14 protein-coding genes are annotated in these 16,600 nt (G+C 67.5%); 8 read left to right on the top strand and 6 right to left on the bottom strand.

The window, feature by feature from the left end; genetic code table 11:
* The first annotated feature begins 20 nt into the window (after positions 1-20).
* Positions 21-587: a DNA-binding protein gene (locus DID99_RS16060; RefSeq protein ID WP_044847683.1), complete on the top strand. Its 567-nt coding sequence runs from the start codon at positions 21-23 to the stop codon at positions 585-587.
* 207 nt (positions 588-794) lie between these two features.
* Here DID99_RS16060 and DID99_RS16055 read toward each other — a convergent pair whose 3' ends face one another.
* The 4 genes from DID99_RS16055 to DID99_RS16040 all read right to left on the bottom strand — a co-directional run bounded on the left by DID99_RS16055 (position 795) and on the right by DID99_RS16040 (position 4,174).
* The gene (locus DID99_RS16055) at positions 795-1,871 is read right to left on the bottom strand and encodes a polyamine ABC transporter substrate-binding protein (protein ID WP_409362700.1); all 1,077 of its coding nucleotides are present in this window, start codon (positions 1,869-1,871) and stop codon (positions 795-797) included.
* Between the two features lie 268 nt (positions 1,872-2,139).
* On the bottom strand, positions 2,140-2,310 hold the full coding sequence (locus tag DID99_RS16050) for a hypothetical protein (protein ID WP_221622533.1): 171 nt from the start codon (positions 2,308-2,310) through the stop codon (positions 2,140-2,142).
* A 446-nt stretch (positions 2,311-2,756) separates the two neighbouring features.
* Positions 2,757-3,449: a pentapeptide repeat-containing protein gene (locus DID99_RS16045; protein WP_124667147.1), complete on the bottom strand. Its 693-nt coding sequence runs from the start codon at positions 3,447-3,449 to the stop codon at positions 2,757-2,759.
* An 86-nt stretch (positions 3,450-3,535) separates the two neighbouring features.
* Positions 3,536-4,174: a TetR/AcrR family transcriptional regulator gene (locus tag DID99_RS16040; protein WP_124488064.1), complete on the bottom strand. Its 639-nt coding sequence runs from the start codon at positions 4,172-4,174 to the stop codon at positions 3,536-3,538.
* Between the two features lie 229 nt (positions 4,175-4,403).
* Here DID99_RS16040 and DID99_RS16035 point away from each other — a divergent pair, with 229 nt between their 5' ends.
* The 4 genes from DID99_RS16035 to DID99_RS16020 all read left to right on the top strand — a co-directional run bounded on the left by DID99_RS16035 (position 4,404) and on the right by DID99_RS16020 (position 9,586).
* Positions 4,404-5,528 (top strand): Rieske 2Fe-2S domain-containing protein, encoded by a 1,125-nt coding sequence (locus DID99_RS16035; RefSeq protein WP_124667146.1) that lies wholly within the window; start codon positions 4,404-4,406, stop codon positions 5,526-5,528.
* Between the two features lie 12 nt (positions 5,529-5,540).
* Positions 5,541-7,268, top strand: coding sequence for an FAD-dependent oxidoreductase (locus DID99_RS16030; protein ID WP_124667145.1), 1,728 nt, complete (start codon positions 5,541-5,543; stop codon positions 7,266-7,268).
* A 113-nt stretch (positions 7,269-7,381) separates the two neighbouring features.
* Positions 7,382-8,281, top strand: a complete 900-nt coding sequence (locus tag DID99_RS16025) for an acetoacetate decarboxylase family protein (protein ID WP_124667144.1) — start codon at positions 7,382-7,384, stop codon at positions 8,279-8,281.
* Between the two features lie 54 nt (positions 8,282-8,335).
* Positions 8,336-9,586: a trans-acting enoyl reductase family protein gene (locus DID99_RS16020; RefSeq protein WP_124667143.1), complete on the top strand. Its 1,251-nt coding sequence runs from the start codon at positions 8,336-8,338 to the stop codon at positions 9,584-9,586.
* A 232-nt stretch (positions 9,587-9,818) separates the two neighbouring features.
* Here the strand turns inward: DID99_RS16020 and DID99_RS16015 are convergent, their stop codons facing one another.
* Positions 9,819-10,907, bottom strand: coding sequence for an AraC family transcriptional regulator (locus DID99_RS16015; protein ID WP_124667142.1), 1,089 nt, complete (start codon positions 10,905-10,907; stop codon positions 9,819-9,821).
* Positions 10,908-11,146: 239 nt separating this feature from the next.
* On the opposite strand from DID99_RS16015, the gene DID99_RS16010 reads away from it, so the two are divergent.
* The 3 genes from DID99_RS16010 (at position 11,147) to DID99_RS16000 (ending at position 15,461) form a co-directional block, all read left to right on the top strand.
* Entirely contained in the window at positions 11,147-12,538 is a 1,392-nt protein-coding gene (locus tag DID99_RS16010) for an APC family permease (protein ID WP_124667141.1), read from the top strand.
* A 64-nt stretch (positions 12,539-12,602) separates the two neighbouring features.
* Complete coding sequence (locus DID99_RS16005; protein WP_124667140.1) at positions 12,603-14,000, top strand: aspartate aminotransferase family protein; 1,398 nt, start codon at positions 12,603-12,605, stop codon at positions 13,998-14,000.
* A 36-nt stretch (positions 14,001-14,036) separates the two neighbouring features.
* On the top strand, positions 14,037-15,461 hold the full coding sequence (locus tag DID99_RS16000; protein WP_124667139.1) for an aldehyde dehydrogenase family protein: 1,425 nt from the start codon (positions 14,037-14,039) through the stop codon (positions 15,459-15,461).
* A gap of 67 nt (positions 15,462-15,528) precedes the next feature.
* Here the strand turns inward: DID99_RS16000 and DID99_RS15995 are convergent, their stop codons facing one another.
* Entirely contained in the window at positions 15,529-16,383 is an 855-nt protein-coding gene (locus DID99_RS15995) for a FadR/GntR family transcriptional regulator (RefSeq protein ID WP_124571231.1), read from the bottom strand.
* Between the last annotated feature and the right edge of the window lie 217 nt (positions 16,384-16,600).

Here is a 16,600-nt window from a genome sequence, read left to right as displayed (position 1 = left end):
TCACATCACCGGAATACATGATGCAACGCAACCACCGAACGATCGGCGTGATGGGCTCGGGCAAGGAACCGTGGCTCGCGTTTTCCGAGCCGCTCGGCGCATGGCTCGCGCAGGCCGGCTTCAACCTGCTGACGGGTGGCGGCCAGGGCGTGATGCTGGCGGTCGCGCGCGCGTTCGCCGGCGTGCCGGGGCGGGCCGGCCGGTCGATCGGCATCCTGCCGACGCAGGCCGATCCGCACGCGGGCTTCGTGCCGCTCGACGGCTACCCGCATCCGTTCGTCGAGATCCCGATCCTCACGCCGCTGCCGCGCCGCGAACCGGGCGCCGATCCGCACACCATCAACCGGAACTACGTGAACGTGCTGAGCAGCGACCTGATCGTCGCGCTGCCCGGCGGACACGGGACCGCCGAGGAGATCGCGCTGGCGCAGCGCTGGCGCAAGCCGCTCATCTGCCTCGGGCCCGACGGCGCGTTTCGTGAGCTCGCCGCGGGCGCGACGTGCACGTCGTCGCTCGACGACGTGATCCGCTTCATCGACGCAGCGTTCGCGGCGGCGTTGCCGCATGCGGAGCCGGCGCAGCGATAGTGCGGCCGCGGCCGGGCGTCAGTCGCCGGGGGGGCTGCCGACGGCGGCTGGTCGTGCAGCCGGTCGGGCACGGCCCGTTCGGATTGGCGGTCGTGCATCCGCGGGCGTATCCCGAACAGCGGACGATCGTCGCGGGAGCGCGTCGGCGCGTGCCGGCGAGCGGCCGACGATCTGTCGGGGCGGCCCGACTGGCTGCCCCCGCACCGGTCAGCGCCCCGTCTTCAGTTGCGCCCACAACCGGTTCTGGAGCCGGCGAATCTCGGGCGGCATCGGCTTGAGCAGCGTCATCTTGCTCAGCACCTCGTCGGCCGGATAGACCGACGGATCGCGCGCGATCGCGGGCTTCACGAACTGGCGCGCGGCCTTGTTCGCGGTCGGATAGAACACCGCGTTGGTGATCCCCGCGTTGACCTTCGGGTCCTGCAGGTAGTTGATCCACTTCAGCGCGGCATCGCGGTTCGGCGCATCCTTCGGGATCACCATCATGTCGAACCACAGCAGTCCGCCTTCCCGCGGATTCGCGAAGCGGACCTCGTACGGACGCTTCGCTTCCGCCGCACGGCGATGCGCGATGCCGACGTCGCCGGAATAGCCGAACGACACGCACAGGTCGTTGTTCGCGAGATCGTTGATGTAACCCGACGAGTTGAACTGCGTGATGTACGGGCGCACCTTCTTGAGCACCTCGTACGCGGCGCGGTAATCGGCCGGATTCGTGCTGTTCGGATCCTTGCCCATGTACTGCAGCGTCGCGGCGAACACGTCGACGGCCTGGTCGAGGAACGATACGCCGCAGCTCTTCAGCTTCGCCATGTTGGCCGGGTCGAACACCAGCGCCCAGCTGTCGACCGGCGCCTTGTCGCCGAGCGCCTTCTTCACCGCCTGCACGTTGTAGCCGATGCCGTCGGTGCCATACGCCCACGGCACGCCGTACTGGTTGCCCGGATCGGCGTCGGCGACCATCTTCATCAGCAGCGGATCGAGGTTCGACAGGTTCGGCAGCTTCGTCTTGTCCAGCGGCTGGTAGACGTTTGCCTGGATCTGCTTGGCCATGTAGTTCGACGTCGGCACGACGATGTCGTAGCCGGAGTTGCCCGACAGCAGTTTCGCCTGCAGCGTGTCGTCGCTGTCGTAGTTGTCGTAGCGCACGTGCAGGCCGGTCTGCTTCTGGAAATTCGGGATCGTGTCCGGCGCGATGTAGTCGGACCAGTTGTAGATGTTCAGCTCGCCGGCGGCCTGGGCGTGCGTGGTGACGACGGCGGCGATGCCCGCGACGGACATCATGGCGGCGGTTGCGATGGTGCGGCGAAGGGTGCGGAGTTGCATGGCTTGTCGTTCGTATCGGGAGACTCGGCGGTTGGCTGCTCGCCGCGCCACGGTTCAAGGGATGGACGTGTGCAACCGGCCGGCGCTCGAAACGAACGCCGGCGGCGCATGATGATCAGGAGTCCGTTCGGTCTACGCAGCGAATCGTGCCGACACGCAACGCGAGCCGATCCTGTCGCGAGTCACGCGACACGATGCGCAGGTCGAACGGAACGGAGGGGGCGCACTAAGGCAGCAGCGACGCCACGTCGTCGGTATGGATCGCGACGTATGCGCGCGCGGCGACGGCGTTGTGACGGCGGACGGAACGGCGGGACAGGATGGTGTAGATCGACAGATGCAGGCGAGGACTTTGCCGGCGGTCACTGTCGCCGGTGGACGAGATCGATGCACGCACGTTGCGCGCATCGCCTCGTCTCCACCGCACCAGCGGGCCACGGATTCTCACGATTGCTCTCGACCGGGTTGTTGAAAGTATTGAACACCTGGCGACTCGCGGACGCTGGCCGTTTCACGTGTCGATCGCCGCATTTGCCGCGCGGCGGCAGCGGGACCGTCAAGCAAAACGAAAGCATGATGCAAAGCGAAATCGCCGAAACATCGCGTTCCTGTGAATCATCAGGTAAATCGCTGTAAGGATGTCTCCGGATTTTCCCTAGTGATTCGCGCGTCGACGGATCGGGTCGTCGAGCGTGAGCGCCGAGGCGTGCGTGACGTGTGCCGTTCGGGATGCGGTCGAAGTGATGAGAATATTCGACAGATTGCCGGCAGCTCACGCGACATGCGCGGTTCGCGGCCGGCGTCGCGCATGTCGGCCGCGGGGCGAAGCAACGCGTGCGGTCGTCAGGCGACCCGGATCCCCAGATTCTCGATCAGCATCGCGGCCTGGTCATACGAGATGGTCGCGCCGCGCAGCACGCCCGACGCGAGCAGCTTCGGCGTGCCGCCGAGCTCCACGTCGCGCAGGTCGGCCCCGTCGAACCGGGCGTCGTTCAGATGCGCGTTGCGCAGGCTGCCGCCTTCGAACACGGCGTCGCGAAAGTCCGTGCCGGCGAGATCGGCATCCGAGAAGTCGAGCGCCACGAGCCGCGTTTTCCGGAACGAGAAGCGGCGCAGGCTCGCGCCGACCAGCAACGTGTTCGCGAATTCGATGCCGAGCGACTTGCATTCCTCGAAGTCGGCGCCGGTCAGCCTGCATTCGTCGAAGCGCGCCGAGCCGAGCTTGCTGCGGCGCCAGCTCGTGTTGTTGAGATCGCAGGACTGAAACTGCGCGTCCTCTAGGTCGGCCGACGCGAAGCTCGTCTGGCGCGCGCGGCAGCGAATCCACGCGGTCTGCGCGAGCGTCGCGCCGACGAACGACGCTTCCGCGAGCGCGCAGCGCTCGAATCGCACGCCGCGCAAATCGAGCCGCGACAGGTCCGCACCTTCGAGATCGCAGTCTTCGAGACGAAGCGGCGCAGGCGAGCCTTCGACGAGAAGCAGCAGGTCGGCGCGATCGAGCGTTCGGCCGGAGACGGAAACTCCGCAGGTCGTCATGGGGTAGTCCGGTGTGAGTTGAAATGTTCGAGGCCGGTATCGGATGGTATCGGCCGGGCTGCGCGACATCGCGCGGGCGCCGCCGCTCAGCGCGCGGCCTTCATCCGGGCCGCGACCGGCTTGCCGGCCGGCTCGCGCTGGAACGTCCACAGGATGCGCATCTGCGCGCGCATCGCCTGCTCGTCAGCCGGAACCAGGCAGTACGCGAGCCCGATACGGCTGATCAGCGCGATGATGTCGTCGAGCGCGGGCACCCGCGCGCCGTGCACGGCGACGTATTCACGGTACGGCTTTTCAAGCACGCGCTGCCACATCGGCGCGATGTTCTCGACGATGTAGCCGAACACGTCGGTGGACAGGCTCGTGGCCAGATAGTTGTGGTGAAAGCCGCCGTGATGACGATCGCGATAGCGCACCGCGAAGCACACGCTCTCTTCGCAGTAGGCCTCGAAGTCGTGCTCGAAGGCGGTGAGCGCGCGCTGCATCTCGTCGAAGAACTCGGCGTTCTGGATGCCGATCACGCCCTGGATCAGCTCTTTCTTCGTGCCGAAGTAGCGGTACAGCGTGCGCCGCGAAATGTTCGCGCGGCGTGCGACGTCGTCGATCGACAAACGGTCGATCCCGTGCTCGATCATCGCGTCGAGCGTGGCGCGCAGGATCGCGCTTCGCCCGTCGTTGACGCTGTCCATCCTGCTGGCGTCGCCCCAGCGCAGTTGCCGATCCATACCTTTCCTCGCTGCCGTGCGTTGCGCGGCGTGTGCCGATGAGCCGACCGAATGCGTCGGTTCGGAATTTTCGCATACGTTGTCACAAAAATGGAATTTGTGCCATTATGCGTCACAAAATAAATGGTGTGTGACATAGCGCCGGGTGCATCGACCCGCCCGGCATATTCCCGGCAAAGTCCGCCACGCAGGTGCAGGGCTGCGCCTTTCGACTGGAAGGAGACGATCCATGACCGAATCATCCGCGCCGGCCAGCCGGCATCCCGTTCACCGGATTCATGCCGCACCCATCGACGCGCGCTACGCGCGCGGCTGGCATTGCCTCGGGCTCGCCGACGACTACCGCGACGGCCGTGCGCACGGCCTGTCGATCTTCGGCACGCGCGTGGCGGTGTTCCAGGGAGAGGACGGGCAGTTGCGAATCCTCGACGGCTACTGCCCGCACATGGGCGCCGACCTCGGGCGCGGCCACGTCGACGGCAACGCGCTCGTGTGTCCGTTTCACGGCTGGTCGTGGGCCGGCGACGGCACCTGCACTGCGATTCCGTATTCGCAGCGCATCCCGCCGAAGGCGCGCATCAAGTCGTGGCCGGTGATGGAGCAGAACCGCCTGCTGTTCGTGTGGAACGATCCGGAGGGCAATGGGCCCGATCCGGCGGTCGAGATTCCGCGCATCGACGCGTGCTTCTCCGATGCGTGGAGCGACTGGGCGATCGTCAAGTGGGTGATCGACACGAACTGCCGCGAGCTGATCGACAACCAGTCCGACATGGCGCACTTCGGCCCCGTGCATGGCGCGCCGATCGACTACTTCTGCAACACGTTCGCGGGCCCGGTGGCCTACCAGAAGCTGCGCGGCGGCAGCACGCGGCTGGCCGGCAGCGGCGGGTTGACGGCCGACTCGGCCTACTTCGGCCCGGCATACCACGTCACGCTGATGACGGGCGAAGCGCAGGGGCAGCCGCTCAGGTCGATCCTGCTCAACAGCCACGTGCCGATCGATACGAACAGCTTCGAACTGCGCTTCGGCGTGATGGTCGAGAAGAATCCGGCGCTGACGGACGAACAGAATCGCGCGATGGTCGACGGCTACGTGCTGGCCGCGCAGTCGGCATTTCGCGAGGACGTCGCGATCTGGGACCACAAGACGCGCGTCGACAATCCGCTGCTGTGCGAAGGCGACGGCCCGATCTATCGGCTGCGCCGGTGGTACCAGCAGTTCTACACGGACCTGGGCGAGCTGCCCGCGCGGCACGCGAGCGTCGAGGTGCACGAATACCGCGGCGAGCACAGCGCCTGGCGCCAGCTCGCCGACGTGCCAGCCGATGCGGCAAGCTGCCTTGCCACGATCTGAGCGGAGGCGATCATGCACGACGATCGACACGAATCGTTCGGCGACGCCACGTACGACGTGGTGGTGGTCGGTTCCGGCGCGGGCGCGATGACGGCGGCGCTGCGCGCGCACGACCAGGGGCTGTCGGTACTGGTGGTCGAGAAGAGCACCGTCTATGGCGGCACCACGGCGGTGTCCGGCGGCGGCATCTGGATTCCGTGCAACGACCAGATCGCCGCGCTCGGCGGAAGCGATTCGTATAACGAAGCAATCATGTATTTGCGCGACGTGGTCGGCGAGGATTTCGACGCGCAGCGCATCGATGCGTATCTCGACAACGGCCCGAAGATGGTCGCGTATCTCGCGAAGCACGCGCACACGCGGTTCAATGCGGTGCCGCGTTATCCCGACTACTACCCGGACCGCAAGGGCGGCAAGCCCGGCTACCGGACGATGGAGCCGGCGGCGTTCGATGCCGCGCGTCTCGGCGCGCATTTCGACACGTTGCGCGCGCCTTCGCCGGCGACGCTGATCGGCGGGCGCATCGCGATGACGCAGATCGAGGCGCACACGATCCTCACGAAGGAGCGCGGCTGGCTGCGGCTCGCCGCGCGCCTGATGCTGCGCTATGCCACCGATTTCAAATGGCGGCGCCGCACGCCGCGCGACCGGCGCCTGACGCTCGGCAATGCGCTCGTCGCGAGCTTGCGCGCAGCGCTCGAGCAGCGCGGCATCGCGCTGTGGCTCGCAACGCCGATGCGCTCGCTGCACACCGACGGCGCACGCGTGAACGGTGTGGTCGTCGAGCGCGACGGCCGGCCTTTCGGCATCCGTGCGACGCATGGCGTCGTGCTCGCGTGCGGCGGATTCGAGGCGAACCAGGCAATGCGCGACCAATTTCTGCCGAAGCCGACGCGCGCCGAGTGGAGCGCGGCGCCGCCGATCAACACCGGCGACGGCATCCGCGCGGGGCTCGCGCTCGGGGCCGACGTCGCGCTGATGGACTTCGTCTGGGGCGTGCCGACGGTGCGCGTGCCGGGCGAGGAGAAGCAGCGCGGGCTGTTCGTCGAGCGCTCGGCGCCGCGCTGCGTGATGGTCAACCGGCTCGGGCGGCGCTTCGTCAACGAATCGGCGCCGTATCCGGAAGTGATCCACGCGATGTATGCGGACCATGCGAACACGCAGGCCAACGTGCCCGCGTGGCTGATCTTCGATGCCGAATATCGCAAGCGTTATCCGTGCGGCGTGCTGCTGCCGGGCAGCGTGCAGCCGGACAGCAGGATCCCGCCCGGCTGGCTCGACTCGGTCATCTATCGCGCGGGCACGCTGGCCGAGCTGGCCGCGAAGATCGGCGTGGATGCGCGGGGGCTCGCGCAGACGGTCGAGCGGATGAACGGTTACGCGCTCACCGGCATCGATGCCGAATTCGGCAAGGGCGGCAACCTGTTCGATCGCTACTACGGCGATGCGTCGTCGAAGCCGAATCCATGCCTCGGGCCGATCGAGCGTGCGCCGTTCTATGCGCTGCGGGTCGACCCGGGCGAGATCGGCACGAAGGGCGGCTTGCGTACCGATGCGCATGCGCGCGTGCTGCGTTCCGACGGTTCGGTGATCGACGGCCTCTATGCGCTCGGCAACACGTCGGCGGCCGTGATGGGCAAGACCTACCCGGGCCCCGGCTCGACGATCGGGCCCGCGATGACGTTCGGCTATGTCGCGGCCGATCACATCGCTGCCGCGCGTTCCGACCGCTTCCTCTAGTCGAGGCCTTGACCTTGAAGTCGAGTTGAATCTTAGAGTGCCTGCTGACGGTAGTGAATCGGCAGGCCCGCACGTTGCCTGCGACGATCAATCTTCGACGAGAGGCAACGCAGATGGACAGGCGCTTTACACAGGTCGAATTCGGGCCCCACAAGGTCGATGTGCCCGAAGGCGGGTACTACGACCGGTTCCGGATGAATCCGGATCTCGACGCGGTCGCGTGCGATCCCGCCGCCGGGAACATCGATTTTTTCCGTCGGATCCCGAAGCGTCAGGTTGCGTCGCGCGTCGGTCCGACCTGGGCGCCAAATTTCTACTATCGCTCCAGCAGCATCCAGCTGCTGTTTCTCGCGCCGCTCGAGCGCCTGCGTACCACGCTGCCGGTGCCGCTCGAACCGCTGCGCGCATTTCCCGGTTACGGGCTGGTCGCGCTGACGTTCTTTTCGTATTCGGTCTGTGACAACGATCCGTATGACGAGGTGTCCGTCGCGGTCGTGATTCGCCGGCCGGGTGCGCGCGGCTCGCATGCGCTCGAGCTGCTCGACGCGATGCGGCGCCGGAGCTTCTTCGCGCATGTGCTGGCGCTGCCCGTCACCACGGAAATCGCGCGGGTGCGCGGCGTGCACGGCTATCAGCTGCCCAAATGGCTCGCCGATATCGACATGAACATCGGCGCACGCGTGAGCGCGCGGATCGCCGGGATGGACGGCCGGCCGGACCTGACGCTGAACGCACCGTCGCCCGCGCTGATCGACGTGCCGTCGCAGTCGCGGATGGGCACGAATACCATGGTCAATCTCGTCGACGGCGTGTGGCACCAGAGTTCGGTGCAGACCAATACGCTATCGTTCGCACAGCGCGTGTTGCCGCGCGGCATCGAGCTGGTGCGGCACGGTGGGCCGCTGAGTCAGCTGCTCGACGGGCTCGGTGTATCCACCATCGTGCGGTTCGACGTGGTCAAGGATGCCCAGCTGGTGCTGAATCTGCCGACGCCATTGGGGAGCGTTCGATGAACCCGTTCGATGAATCCGGCTGCTCGTAACCAACCCGTTTCGGAGGAAGCATCGATGACCCAGCCGACCCGTGATCTGGATCTCGTCGTATTCGGTGCCACCAGCTTCGTCGGGCAGATCCTGACGCGCTACCTGTCCGAATACCTGTCGGGCAGCGGAGAAACGCTGCGCTGGGCGATCGCCGGCCGCTCCGAGGCGAAGCTCCGGCAGGTCAGGGGCACGCTGGGCGCCGCATGGCAGGCGCTGCCGGTCATCGTGGCCGATGCGGCCGACGTAGCGCGCTTGCGTGCGTTGTGCGAGCGCACGCGCGTCGTCGTGTCGACCGTCGGCCCGTACGCACTGTATGGCGAGCCGCTGGTGCGGATCTGCGCGCAGACCGGCACGGACTACTGCGACCTCACCGGCGAGACGCAGTGGATCAAGCGGATGATCGAACGGTACGAACCGGCGGCCAGGCAATCGGGCGCGCGCATCGTGCATTGCTGCGGTTTCGATTCGGTGCCGTCGGACATCGGCGTCCTGTTCCTGCAGCAGCACGCGCGGCGGCAGTGGGGCCGGCCGGCCACGCAGGTGAAGATGCGCGTGAAGACGCTGAAGGGCGGCGCGTCGGGCGGAACGGTCGCGAGCGTGATCAACGTCGTGCGCGAAGCCGCGGCCGATCCCGCGTTGCGCCGCGAACTGCTCGATCCGTATGCGCTGTGTCCGAAGGATCATCGCTTTACGGTGCGGCAGCACGCGGTCCGGTCGGCGGAATTCGATCGCGACGGCGGCACGTGGATTGCGCCGTTCGTGATGGCGGCCATCAACGAGCGCGTCGTGCATCGCTCGAACGCGCTCGCGGACGACGCGTACGGCAGCCGGTTCGCGTATGACGAAGCGGTCATCACGGGCACGGGTTTCAAGGGCCGCCTCGCCGCGCTCGCGATGGTGGCCGGCCTCGGCGCGTTCATGGCGGGCGTTCTCGTCAAGCCGGTGCGCAGCCTGATGGAGCGCTTCCTGCTGCCGAAGCCCGGCGAGGGGCCGAGCGTTGCCGCGCAACTGGCCGGCCGTTTCGACCTGCGCTTCTTCGGCCGCGCCGACGACGGGCGGACGCTGCGCGTGAAAGTCACCGGCGATCGCGATCCGGGCTACGGCTCGACCGGGAAGATGCTGGGCCAGGCCGCGCTCAGCCTCGCGCTGGATTGCAGCCGCGACGGCGAGAAGACCGGGCGCGGCGGGGGCTTCTGGACGCCCGCGACGATGTTCGACGAGCGCTTCGTCGAGCGCCTCGTGCGTCATGCCGGGTTGCGTTTCGAGGTGCTTTGAGCGCGTGGCGCACGCGTCCGGGTCGACAGGAATCGACGCGCCGCCATTTTGTCGGATGGCAGGACACATACCCATGGCCTCGATACGCTTGCCGAGGCAAACCGTAACCTTTAAGTGAAGTTCAAGGGCAGGCGTTTTTCGCCTTGCCTTTGCGCGGGCGCGCGTTGCCCATGACGAGGCCGGGAAGTGCCGGTACGGCGCGGAGTGGCTGACGCTCGCGCGCCGCGCGATTTCAGTCGTTCGCGCCCGCGCGCGGCGTCTTGCCGGTCCAGCGCCGGTACGCATGGCGGAAGCTGCGCGGCTCGCTGTAGCCGAGCCGCTCCGCGATCGCGGCCACGCTCAGCGCCGGCTCGTCGAGCAGCCGCACCGCCTCCTGACGACGCACGTCGTCGAGCAGCGACTGAAACGTGATGCCGTCCTTGTCGAGCCGGCGTCGCAAGGTGCGCTCGGTCAGGTGCAGCGCGTTCGCGAGCGACGTCATCGACTTGAAGCGCGCGAGGTCGCGCGCCATCAGCTCCTTCGCGCGATCGGCGAAACGCGTGCCGACCGACGCGGCCCACTGCCGTTCGAGCGCTTCGCATTGCCCGTGCAGCGCATTGAAGCTGACTTCGTTCGCGAGCCGCGGGGCTTCCGTGCCGTTCACGCTCGTGAACACGAGCCGGTTCTCGCCCGCATTGAACGTGACCGGGCAGTCGAAGTGGCGCGCGTAGTCCGCGCCGTTGCGCGGCGTGCGGCGGGCGAGATGCAGCTGCGCGGGCCATACCGGCTTGCCGACCAGATCGGACACGATCAGGCGCAGGCTCGACAGGCACATGTCGGTCTGGAACACCTCGAGGTCGGGTTCGCCGTTGTAGCGGCCGATCGTCACGCTCATCCCGTCCGCGTGCGCGTGCACGCGCACGTCGAAATACAGCCCCATGAACAGCGGAAACTGGCTCATGCACCGGAACGCCTGCATCACGGATCCGCTGATCAGCATCGCGTAACCGGCGAGGCCGAGCGTCGACACATGGAGCCGCGCGCCGATCGACAGGCCGATCGACGGTACGCCGCTGCAGCGCAGCAGGTTGCGGAAGCAACGCTGCTCCTGGCCGCGATTCACGTGCAGGTTCGGCGACGCGACTTCGGCCGCGCCGAGGCCGGTGCCCGCGAGCAGCGCGGCGCCGTCGATGTGCCGGACGCGGCATTCGTCGAGCGCGACCGCGATCGCGTGCACGGTGGCGGGAATGTCTTCCTGGCGTCCGGCCGGACGCGCGAGGCCGAGCGCCGAACGCAGGCTGCGTTCGGCGCGGCTTTGAGGTCGATGGGACTTGCTGTCCATGGCGAGGGGCGGCAACGGGTTCGCGTAGAACATAGCCGGAATGTCCGCGAAACGCCAGAGGGCCCGCATCAGCGGGGGGCGGCCGGCTGCCACGCGTCCGGAAATATCCCCCGATTACGTCCGCTTTTCTCATTCGTCGTCGATTTTTTGGCGCACGACACTCGTTTCCGGATCGCGCAATGCCCGCATTGCCGACGAGACGAGTGTTGATGTCATGGACCACGCCACGTGAGGACAGCATGAAAGACACCAGGCCGGAGCAGCGCACGCCCAGCGCCGCGACAGACGACGTGCGGGCACGCACGGACGGGCACGCCGACGCGGAGCCACGCGCCGCGCATTCGCTCGGGCTGTTCACGCTGGTGATCTTCGGCCTCGCATACATGCTGCCGATGACGGTGTTCACGACCTACGGGATCGTCACGCGCGAAACCAACGGACACCTGACGATCGCGTATGCGGTCACGCTGGTCGCGATGCTGCTGACCGCGCGCAGCTACGGCCACATGGCGCGGCTGATGCCGAGCGCCGGTTCCGCCTATACGTTCGCGAGCCGCAACTTCGGCACCTCGGCCGGCTTCATGGTCGGCTGGGCGCTGCTGATGGACTACCTGTTCATTCCGATGATCAGCTACCTCGCGATCGGCATCTACATGAAACAGCTGTTCCCGGCCGTGCCGGCCAGCGTGTGGATCGTCGCGAGCATCGCGCTGGTCACCGGGCTGAACATCGTCGGCATCCGGCTCGTCAACCGCGTGAACCTGATCCTGATCGCGAGCCAGCTCGTGTTCATCGCGGTCTTCGTCGCGGCGGCCGCGCATGTCGCGGCCGGCGAGGGGCTGGCGCCGACGCTCGCGCTGCCGTCGTCGGGCGACGCGCGGGCGATCTTCGCCGGGTCCGCGATCCTGTGCCTGTCGTTCCTCGGTTTCGATGCGGTGTCGACGCTGTCGGAGGAAACGCGCGAGCCGCGCCGCACGGTGCCGCGCGCGATCCTGCTCTGCACGCTCGCGAGCGGCCTGCTGTTCATGCTGATCGCGTATGCGGGACAGGTGGTGTTCCCCGACTGGCATGCGTTCAAGGATCTCGATTCGGCCAGCCTCGAACTGATGCGGCGCATCGGCGGCGGCACGCTGTCGGCGCTGTTCGTCGCGGTCTACGTGGCCGGCTGTTTCGCGAGCGCGATGGCCGGCCAGGCGAGCGTCACGCGCGTGCTGTTCGCGATGGGCCGCGACCGGGTGCTGCCCGAGCGCGTGTTCGGCCACCTGCACGCCCGGTTGCGCACGCCGGTGCGCGCGACGCTCGCGGTCGGTGTCGTGTCGCTGTCCGCGCTGTTCATCTCGCTCGATCTCGCGTCGACGATGATCAGCTTCGGCGCGCTCGTCGCGTTCGCGGTCGTGAACCTGTGCGTGATGCGCAGCTATCTCGGCCGCCCGGAACATCGCCGCTTCGCGGGCTGGATCAGGTTCGGCGCGGTGCCGGCGCTCGGCTTCGCGATGAACGTCTGGCTATGGTCGGGCCTGTCGCGCCAGACCTTCTACGTCGGCATCGGCTGGCTCGTGATCGGACTGTGCCAGCTGCTGTGGCTCACGCGCGGCTTCACGCGCCCGGCGCCCACGCTGTCGATGAACTGAACGACCGGCCGGCGGCTTCCGGCTGCGGGCCGCCGGTCTCGAATCCCTGAAGGAGGAATGACCCATGAACGGTATTGACGTCAATCTCGATGCGGAGCTGCAGGCGCTCGGCAAGCGCCATCTGCTGATGCACTTCACGCATGCCGATGCGTATCGCGACCACGCGCTGACGGTGTTCGACCGCGGCGAAGGCTGCTGGCTCGTCGATCGCAACGGCAAGCGCTACTTCGACGGGCTCGCCGGGCTGTACTGCGTGCAGATCGGTTACAGCCACGGCGCGGAGATCGGCGACGCGATCCGCGAGCAGATGGTGCGGCTGCCGTTCGCGACCAACTGGGGCTACGGCCACGAACCGGCGATCCGCCTCGCGCACAAGCTCGCGGCGCTCGCGCCGGACGGCCTGAACCGCGTGTTCTTCACGTCGAGCGGCTCGGAGTCGAACGAATCGGCGATCAAGCTGGTGCGCCAGTATCACCAGGCGCGCGGCGAGCCGCAGCGGCGCAAGTTCATCGCGCGGCGCGTCGCGTATCACGGCACGTCGTTCGGCGCGCTCGCGCTGAACGGGATGACCAACTTCCGCAAGCATTTCGAGCCGCTGATGGCGGGCGTGCGGCACGTGAGCAACACGAAGCGCTACGGGCGGCCGGAAGGCGAGACCGAAGCGCAGTTCACGCGCCATCTGCTCGACGAGATCGAAGCGCTGATCGTCCAGGAAGGGCCGGACACCGTCGCCGCGCTCGTCGTCGAGCCGCTGCAGAACGCGGGCGGCAGCCTGACGCCGCCGGCCGGTTATGCGCAGGGGCTGCGCGCGCTGTGCGACCGGCACGGCGTGCTGCTCGTGGCGGACGAAGTGATCTGCGGGTTCGGCCGGCTCGGCGAATATTTCGGGTCGACGCGTTACGGGCTGAAGCCGGACCTCATCACGTTCGCGAAGGGGATCGCGTCGGGCTACGTGCCGCTCGGCGGCGTGATCGCGAGCGACACGGTGGTCGACACCGTGCTCGCCGGCCCGCAGCAGATGTTCCTGCACGGCGCGACCTACGGCGGCCATCCGGTCGCGTGCACGGCCGCGCTCGCGAACCTCGCGATCATGGAGCGCGAGGGCGTGCTCGCGAACGTCCGCGCCAACGAGGCGGTGTTCCGCGAGACGCTCGACGGCCTGCTCGAGCTGCCGTGTGTCGGCGACGTGCGCGGCGACGGCTACCACTACTCGCTCGAACTCGTGACCGACAAGGCCGCGCGCCGCTGGGCGGCCGGCATCAGCGCGCAGACGTTCGTGTCGACGCTGCTCGCGCCCGCGATCTTCGAAGCCGGGCTGTTGTGCCGCGCGGGCGTCGACCACGAAGGCACGCCGATCGTGCAGTTCTCGCCGCCGCTCGTGATGTCGCGCGACGAGATCGTGTGGTTCGTCGCGAAGATCCGCGACATTCTCGCCGATACCTATGCGCGTGCGACGCGCTGAGCGCGTCACGCGCATTCGCCACCACAGGAGCCTTCGATGCGGACCTCACAACAGAGCTATATCGCCGGACAGTGGTGCGATCCGGCCGATGCGCGCGCGATCGACGTGATCGATCCGGCGACCGCGAAGCCGTATGCGCGGCTCGCGATCGGCGGGCCGGCTGACGTCGACCGCGCGGTCGGCGCGGCGAAGCGGGCATTCGACGCGTATTCGCGCTGGACGGTCGACGCGCGCGTCGCGCTGCTGCAGCGCGTGCTCGAGATCTACCGGCGCCGCTACGACGAAGTCGCGCGCACGATCAGCCAGGAGATGGGCGCGCCGATCGCGTTCGCGCGCGCGATGCAGGCCGCGGTCGGCACCGCGCATCTCGAACAGACGATCCGCGCGCTGCAGTCATTCCGGTTCAGCACGCAGACCGATTCGCTGCTGGTGTCGCACGAGCCGATCGGTGTGTGCGCGCTGATCACGCCTTGGAACTGGCCGATCAACCAGATCGTCTGCAAGGTCGCGCCGGCGCTCGCGGCGGGCTGCACGATGGTGCTCAAGCCGAGCGAGATCGCGCCGTTCAGCGCGATCCTGTTCGCGGAGATCCTGCACGAAGCCGGCGTGCCGCCGGGCGTGTTCAACCTCGTGCACGGCTACGGGCATGAGGTCGGCGATGCGCTGTCGCGGCATCCGGACGTCGACATGGTGTCGTTTACGGGCTCGACGCGCGCCGGTGTCGAAGTCGCGAAGGCCGCGGCCGATACCGTGAAGCGCGTGCACCAGGAACTCGGCAGCAAGAGTCCGAACCTGATCCTGCCCGATGCCGACATCGAGGATGCCGTCACGCGCGGCGCGCGCAGCTGCTTCAGCAACAGCGGACAGTCGTGCAACGCGCCGACGCGGATGTTCGTGCACGTCGATCAGCTGGCCGCGGCCGAGGCGGCGGCGCGCGATGAGGCTGCGCGCACCGTCGTCGGCGATCCGCGTTCGCCGGAAACGGGCATCGGGCCGGTCGTCAGCCGCACGCAGTTCGACCGCATCCAGCAGCTGATCCGGAGCGGCATCGACGAGGGCGCGACGCTCGTCGCGGGCGGGCCCGGCCGTCCGGACGGGCTCCGCGACGGCTTCTACGTGAAGCCGACGGTGTTCTCGAACGTCACGCCGGACATGACGATCGCGCGCGAGGAGATCTTCGGGCCGGTGCTGTCGATCCTGACCTACCGGACCGAGGATGAAGCCGTGGCGCTCGCGAACGATTCGGTCTACGGGCTCGCGGCTTACGTGCAGACGAAGGATCTCGAGCGTGCCCGCCGCATCGCGGCGCGCTTGCGCGTGGGCAACGTGCACATCAACTATCCGGCGTGGAACCCGGCCGCGCCGTTCGGCGGCTACAAGCGTTCGGGGAACGGGCGCGAGTATGCGGAGTTCGGCCTCGTCGAATATCTGGAGACGAAAGGCACGACGGGGTACGCGTGAGCGGCGCTGGCCGACCGTCGCCGGACGGTCTGCTTTTGCCGCGAGCCGGCTTCGCGTGTGCCGACAGTCAGTTGTCCTCGCCATCCGCCGCGGCCGCGTCGGCGCCCGAAACGGGCGCGGCGGCCCGCCTGCGGATTTCGGAGTCGAGGATCAAGCGCCCGCGCAGCTTCCCTTTCATCCGTTTCACGTGCTTGGGCGCCTCGGTCATGTGCTCGACCATCAGCGCACGTACGCGCTCGGCATCGCGCGCTCGCGCGGCCAGCAGGATCTCCTTGTGGATCGACACGTTCGCTTCGCCGAAGCGCTTGTGCTCCGCGAGCGGCGTATCGTTCCTGAACTCGATCAGCTGCCGGATCATCTCGTTGATCAGCTCGCAGCTGAAGCGCAGGAAGGGGTTCGGGTTCGCGGCCGCGAGGATGTCGTGGAACGTCGTGTCCTCCTGCCGCTGGCGCAGCATGTGGCCGCGGTCGTGCACGCCCGACGCGCCGTCGCAGCACGCGATGTTCGCCTCCAGCGCCGCGAAGTCGCGCTCGGTCAGGTGCGGCACGGCGCCCGCCGCCAGCTCGGGTTCGAGGAGCTTGCGCACCGTGTAGATGTCGTCGATCGTCACGTCCTTGAAGAACAGGTAGTTCTGCAGAAGTTGCAGCGTGCGATCGAGCGGCACCTCGACGACCATCCCGCCGCCCGACGGCCCCGTCGTGACCTTGATGAGCCCCTGCACCTCGAGCGACTTCAGCGCCTCGCGGATCGTGCTCTTGCTCACCGCGTACAGCTGCTGCAGTTCCGCCTCGCGCGGCAGGCGGTCGCCCGGTTTCAGATCCTTCTCGGTGATCAGCCGCTTGATCTCCTCGGCGACGAGATCCGCCCGCTTCGGCTGCTTGATTTCGACCGCGAGGCCCGCCCTGGCTCGGTCCATGACCATCTTCAAGACTCCTTTGTCTGACTGCGCGCCACATCGTCGTCGACGATCCGTTCGGGCGCGGGGTACGGAATTTTGCCTGATTGACACCAATTTTGATCAACTCTAGCATCAGGTTCATTCTATTTATCATGATAAATAGGATCAACCGGCAACGCGCATCCTGCAGGGCGTGGATACGGTTTGGGTTTGGCAGTCGGTCGCATCGTGTGTCCCCCTT

Source organism: Burkholderia sp. Bp8986, assembly GCF_003854225.1.
In the GTDB taxonomy this organism is placed as follows: Bacteria; Pseudomonadota; Gammaproteobacteria; order Burkholderiales; family Burkholderiaceae; genus Burkholderia.
The sequence above is the reverse complement of the archived record's forward strand: the minus strand, read 5'-3'. Positions and strand labels throughout refer to the sequence as shown.

Bases quoted from the DNA above. Each gene is read 5' to 3' on its own strand.
- DID99_RS16060 (WP_044847683.1), top strand. From the start codon at position 21: ATGCAACGCAACCACCGAACGATCGGCGTGATGGGCTCGGGCAAGGAA.
- DID99_RS16055 (WP_409362700.1), bottom strand. From the start codon at position 1,871: ATGATGTCCGTCGCGGGCATCGCCGCCGTCGTCACCACGCACGCCCAG.
- DID99_RS16045 (WP_124667147.1), bottom strand. From the start codon at position 3,449: ATGACGACCTGCGGAGTTTCCGTCTCCGGCCGAACGCTCGATCGCGCC.
- DID99_RS16040 (WP_124488064.1), bottom strand. From the start codon at position 4,174: ATGGATCGGCAACTGCGCTGGGGCGACGCCAGCAGGATGGACAGCGTC.
- DID99_RS16035 (WP_124667146.1), top strand. From the start codon at position 4,404: ATGACCGAATCATCCGCGCCGGCCAGCCGGCATCCCGTTCACCGGATT.
- DID99_RS16030 (WP_124667145.1), top strand. From the start codon at position 5,541: ATGCACGACGATCGACACGAATCGTTCGGCGACGCCACGTACGACGTG.
- DID99_RS16025 (WP_124667144.1), top strand. From the start codon at position 7,382: ATGGACAGGCGCTTTACACAGGTCGAATTCGGGCCCCACAAGGTCGAT.
- DID99_RS16020 (WP_124667143.1), top strand. From the start codon at position 8,336: ATGACCCAGCCGACCCGTGATCTGGATCTCGTCGTATTCGGTGCCACC.
- DID99_RS16015 (WP_124667142.1), bottom strand. From the start codon at position 10,907: ATGGACAGCAAGTCCCATCGACCTCAAAGCCGCGCCGAACGCAGCCTG.
- DID99_RS16010 (WP_124667141.1), top strand. From the start codon at position 11,147: ATGAAAGACACCAGGCCGGAGCAGCGCACGCCCAGCGCCGCGACAGAC.
- DID99_RS16005 (WP_124667140.1), top strand. From the start codon at position 12,603: ATGAACGGTATTGACGTCAATCTCGATGCGGAGCTGCAGGCGCTCGGC.
- DID99_RS16000 (WP_124667139.1), top strand. From the start codon at position 14,037: ATGCGGACCTCACAACAGAGCTATATCGCCGGACAGTGGTGCGATCCG.
- DID99_RS15995 (WP_124571231.1), bottom strand. From the start codon at position 16,383: ATGGTCATGGACCGAGCCAGGGCGGGCCTCGCGGTCGAAATCAAGCAG.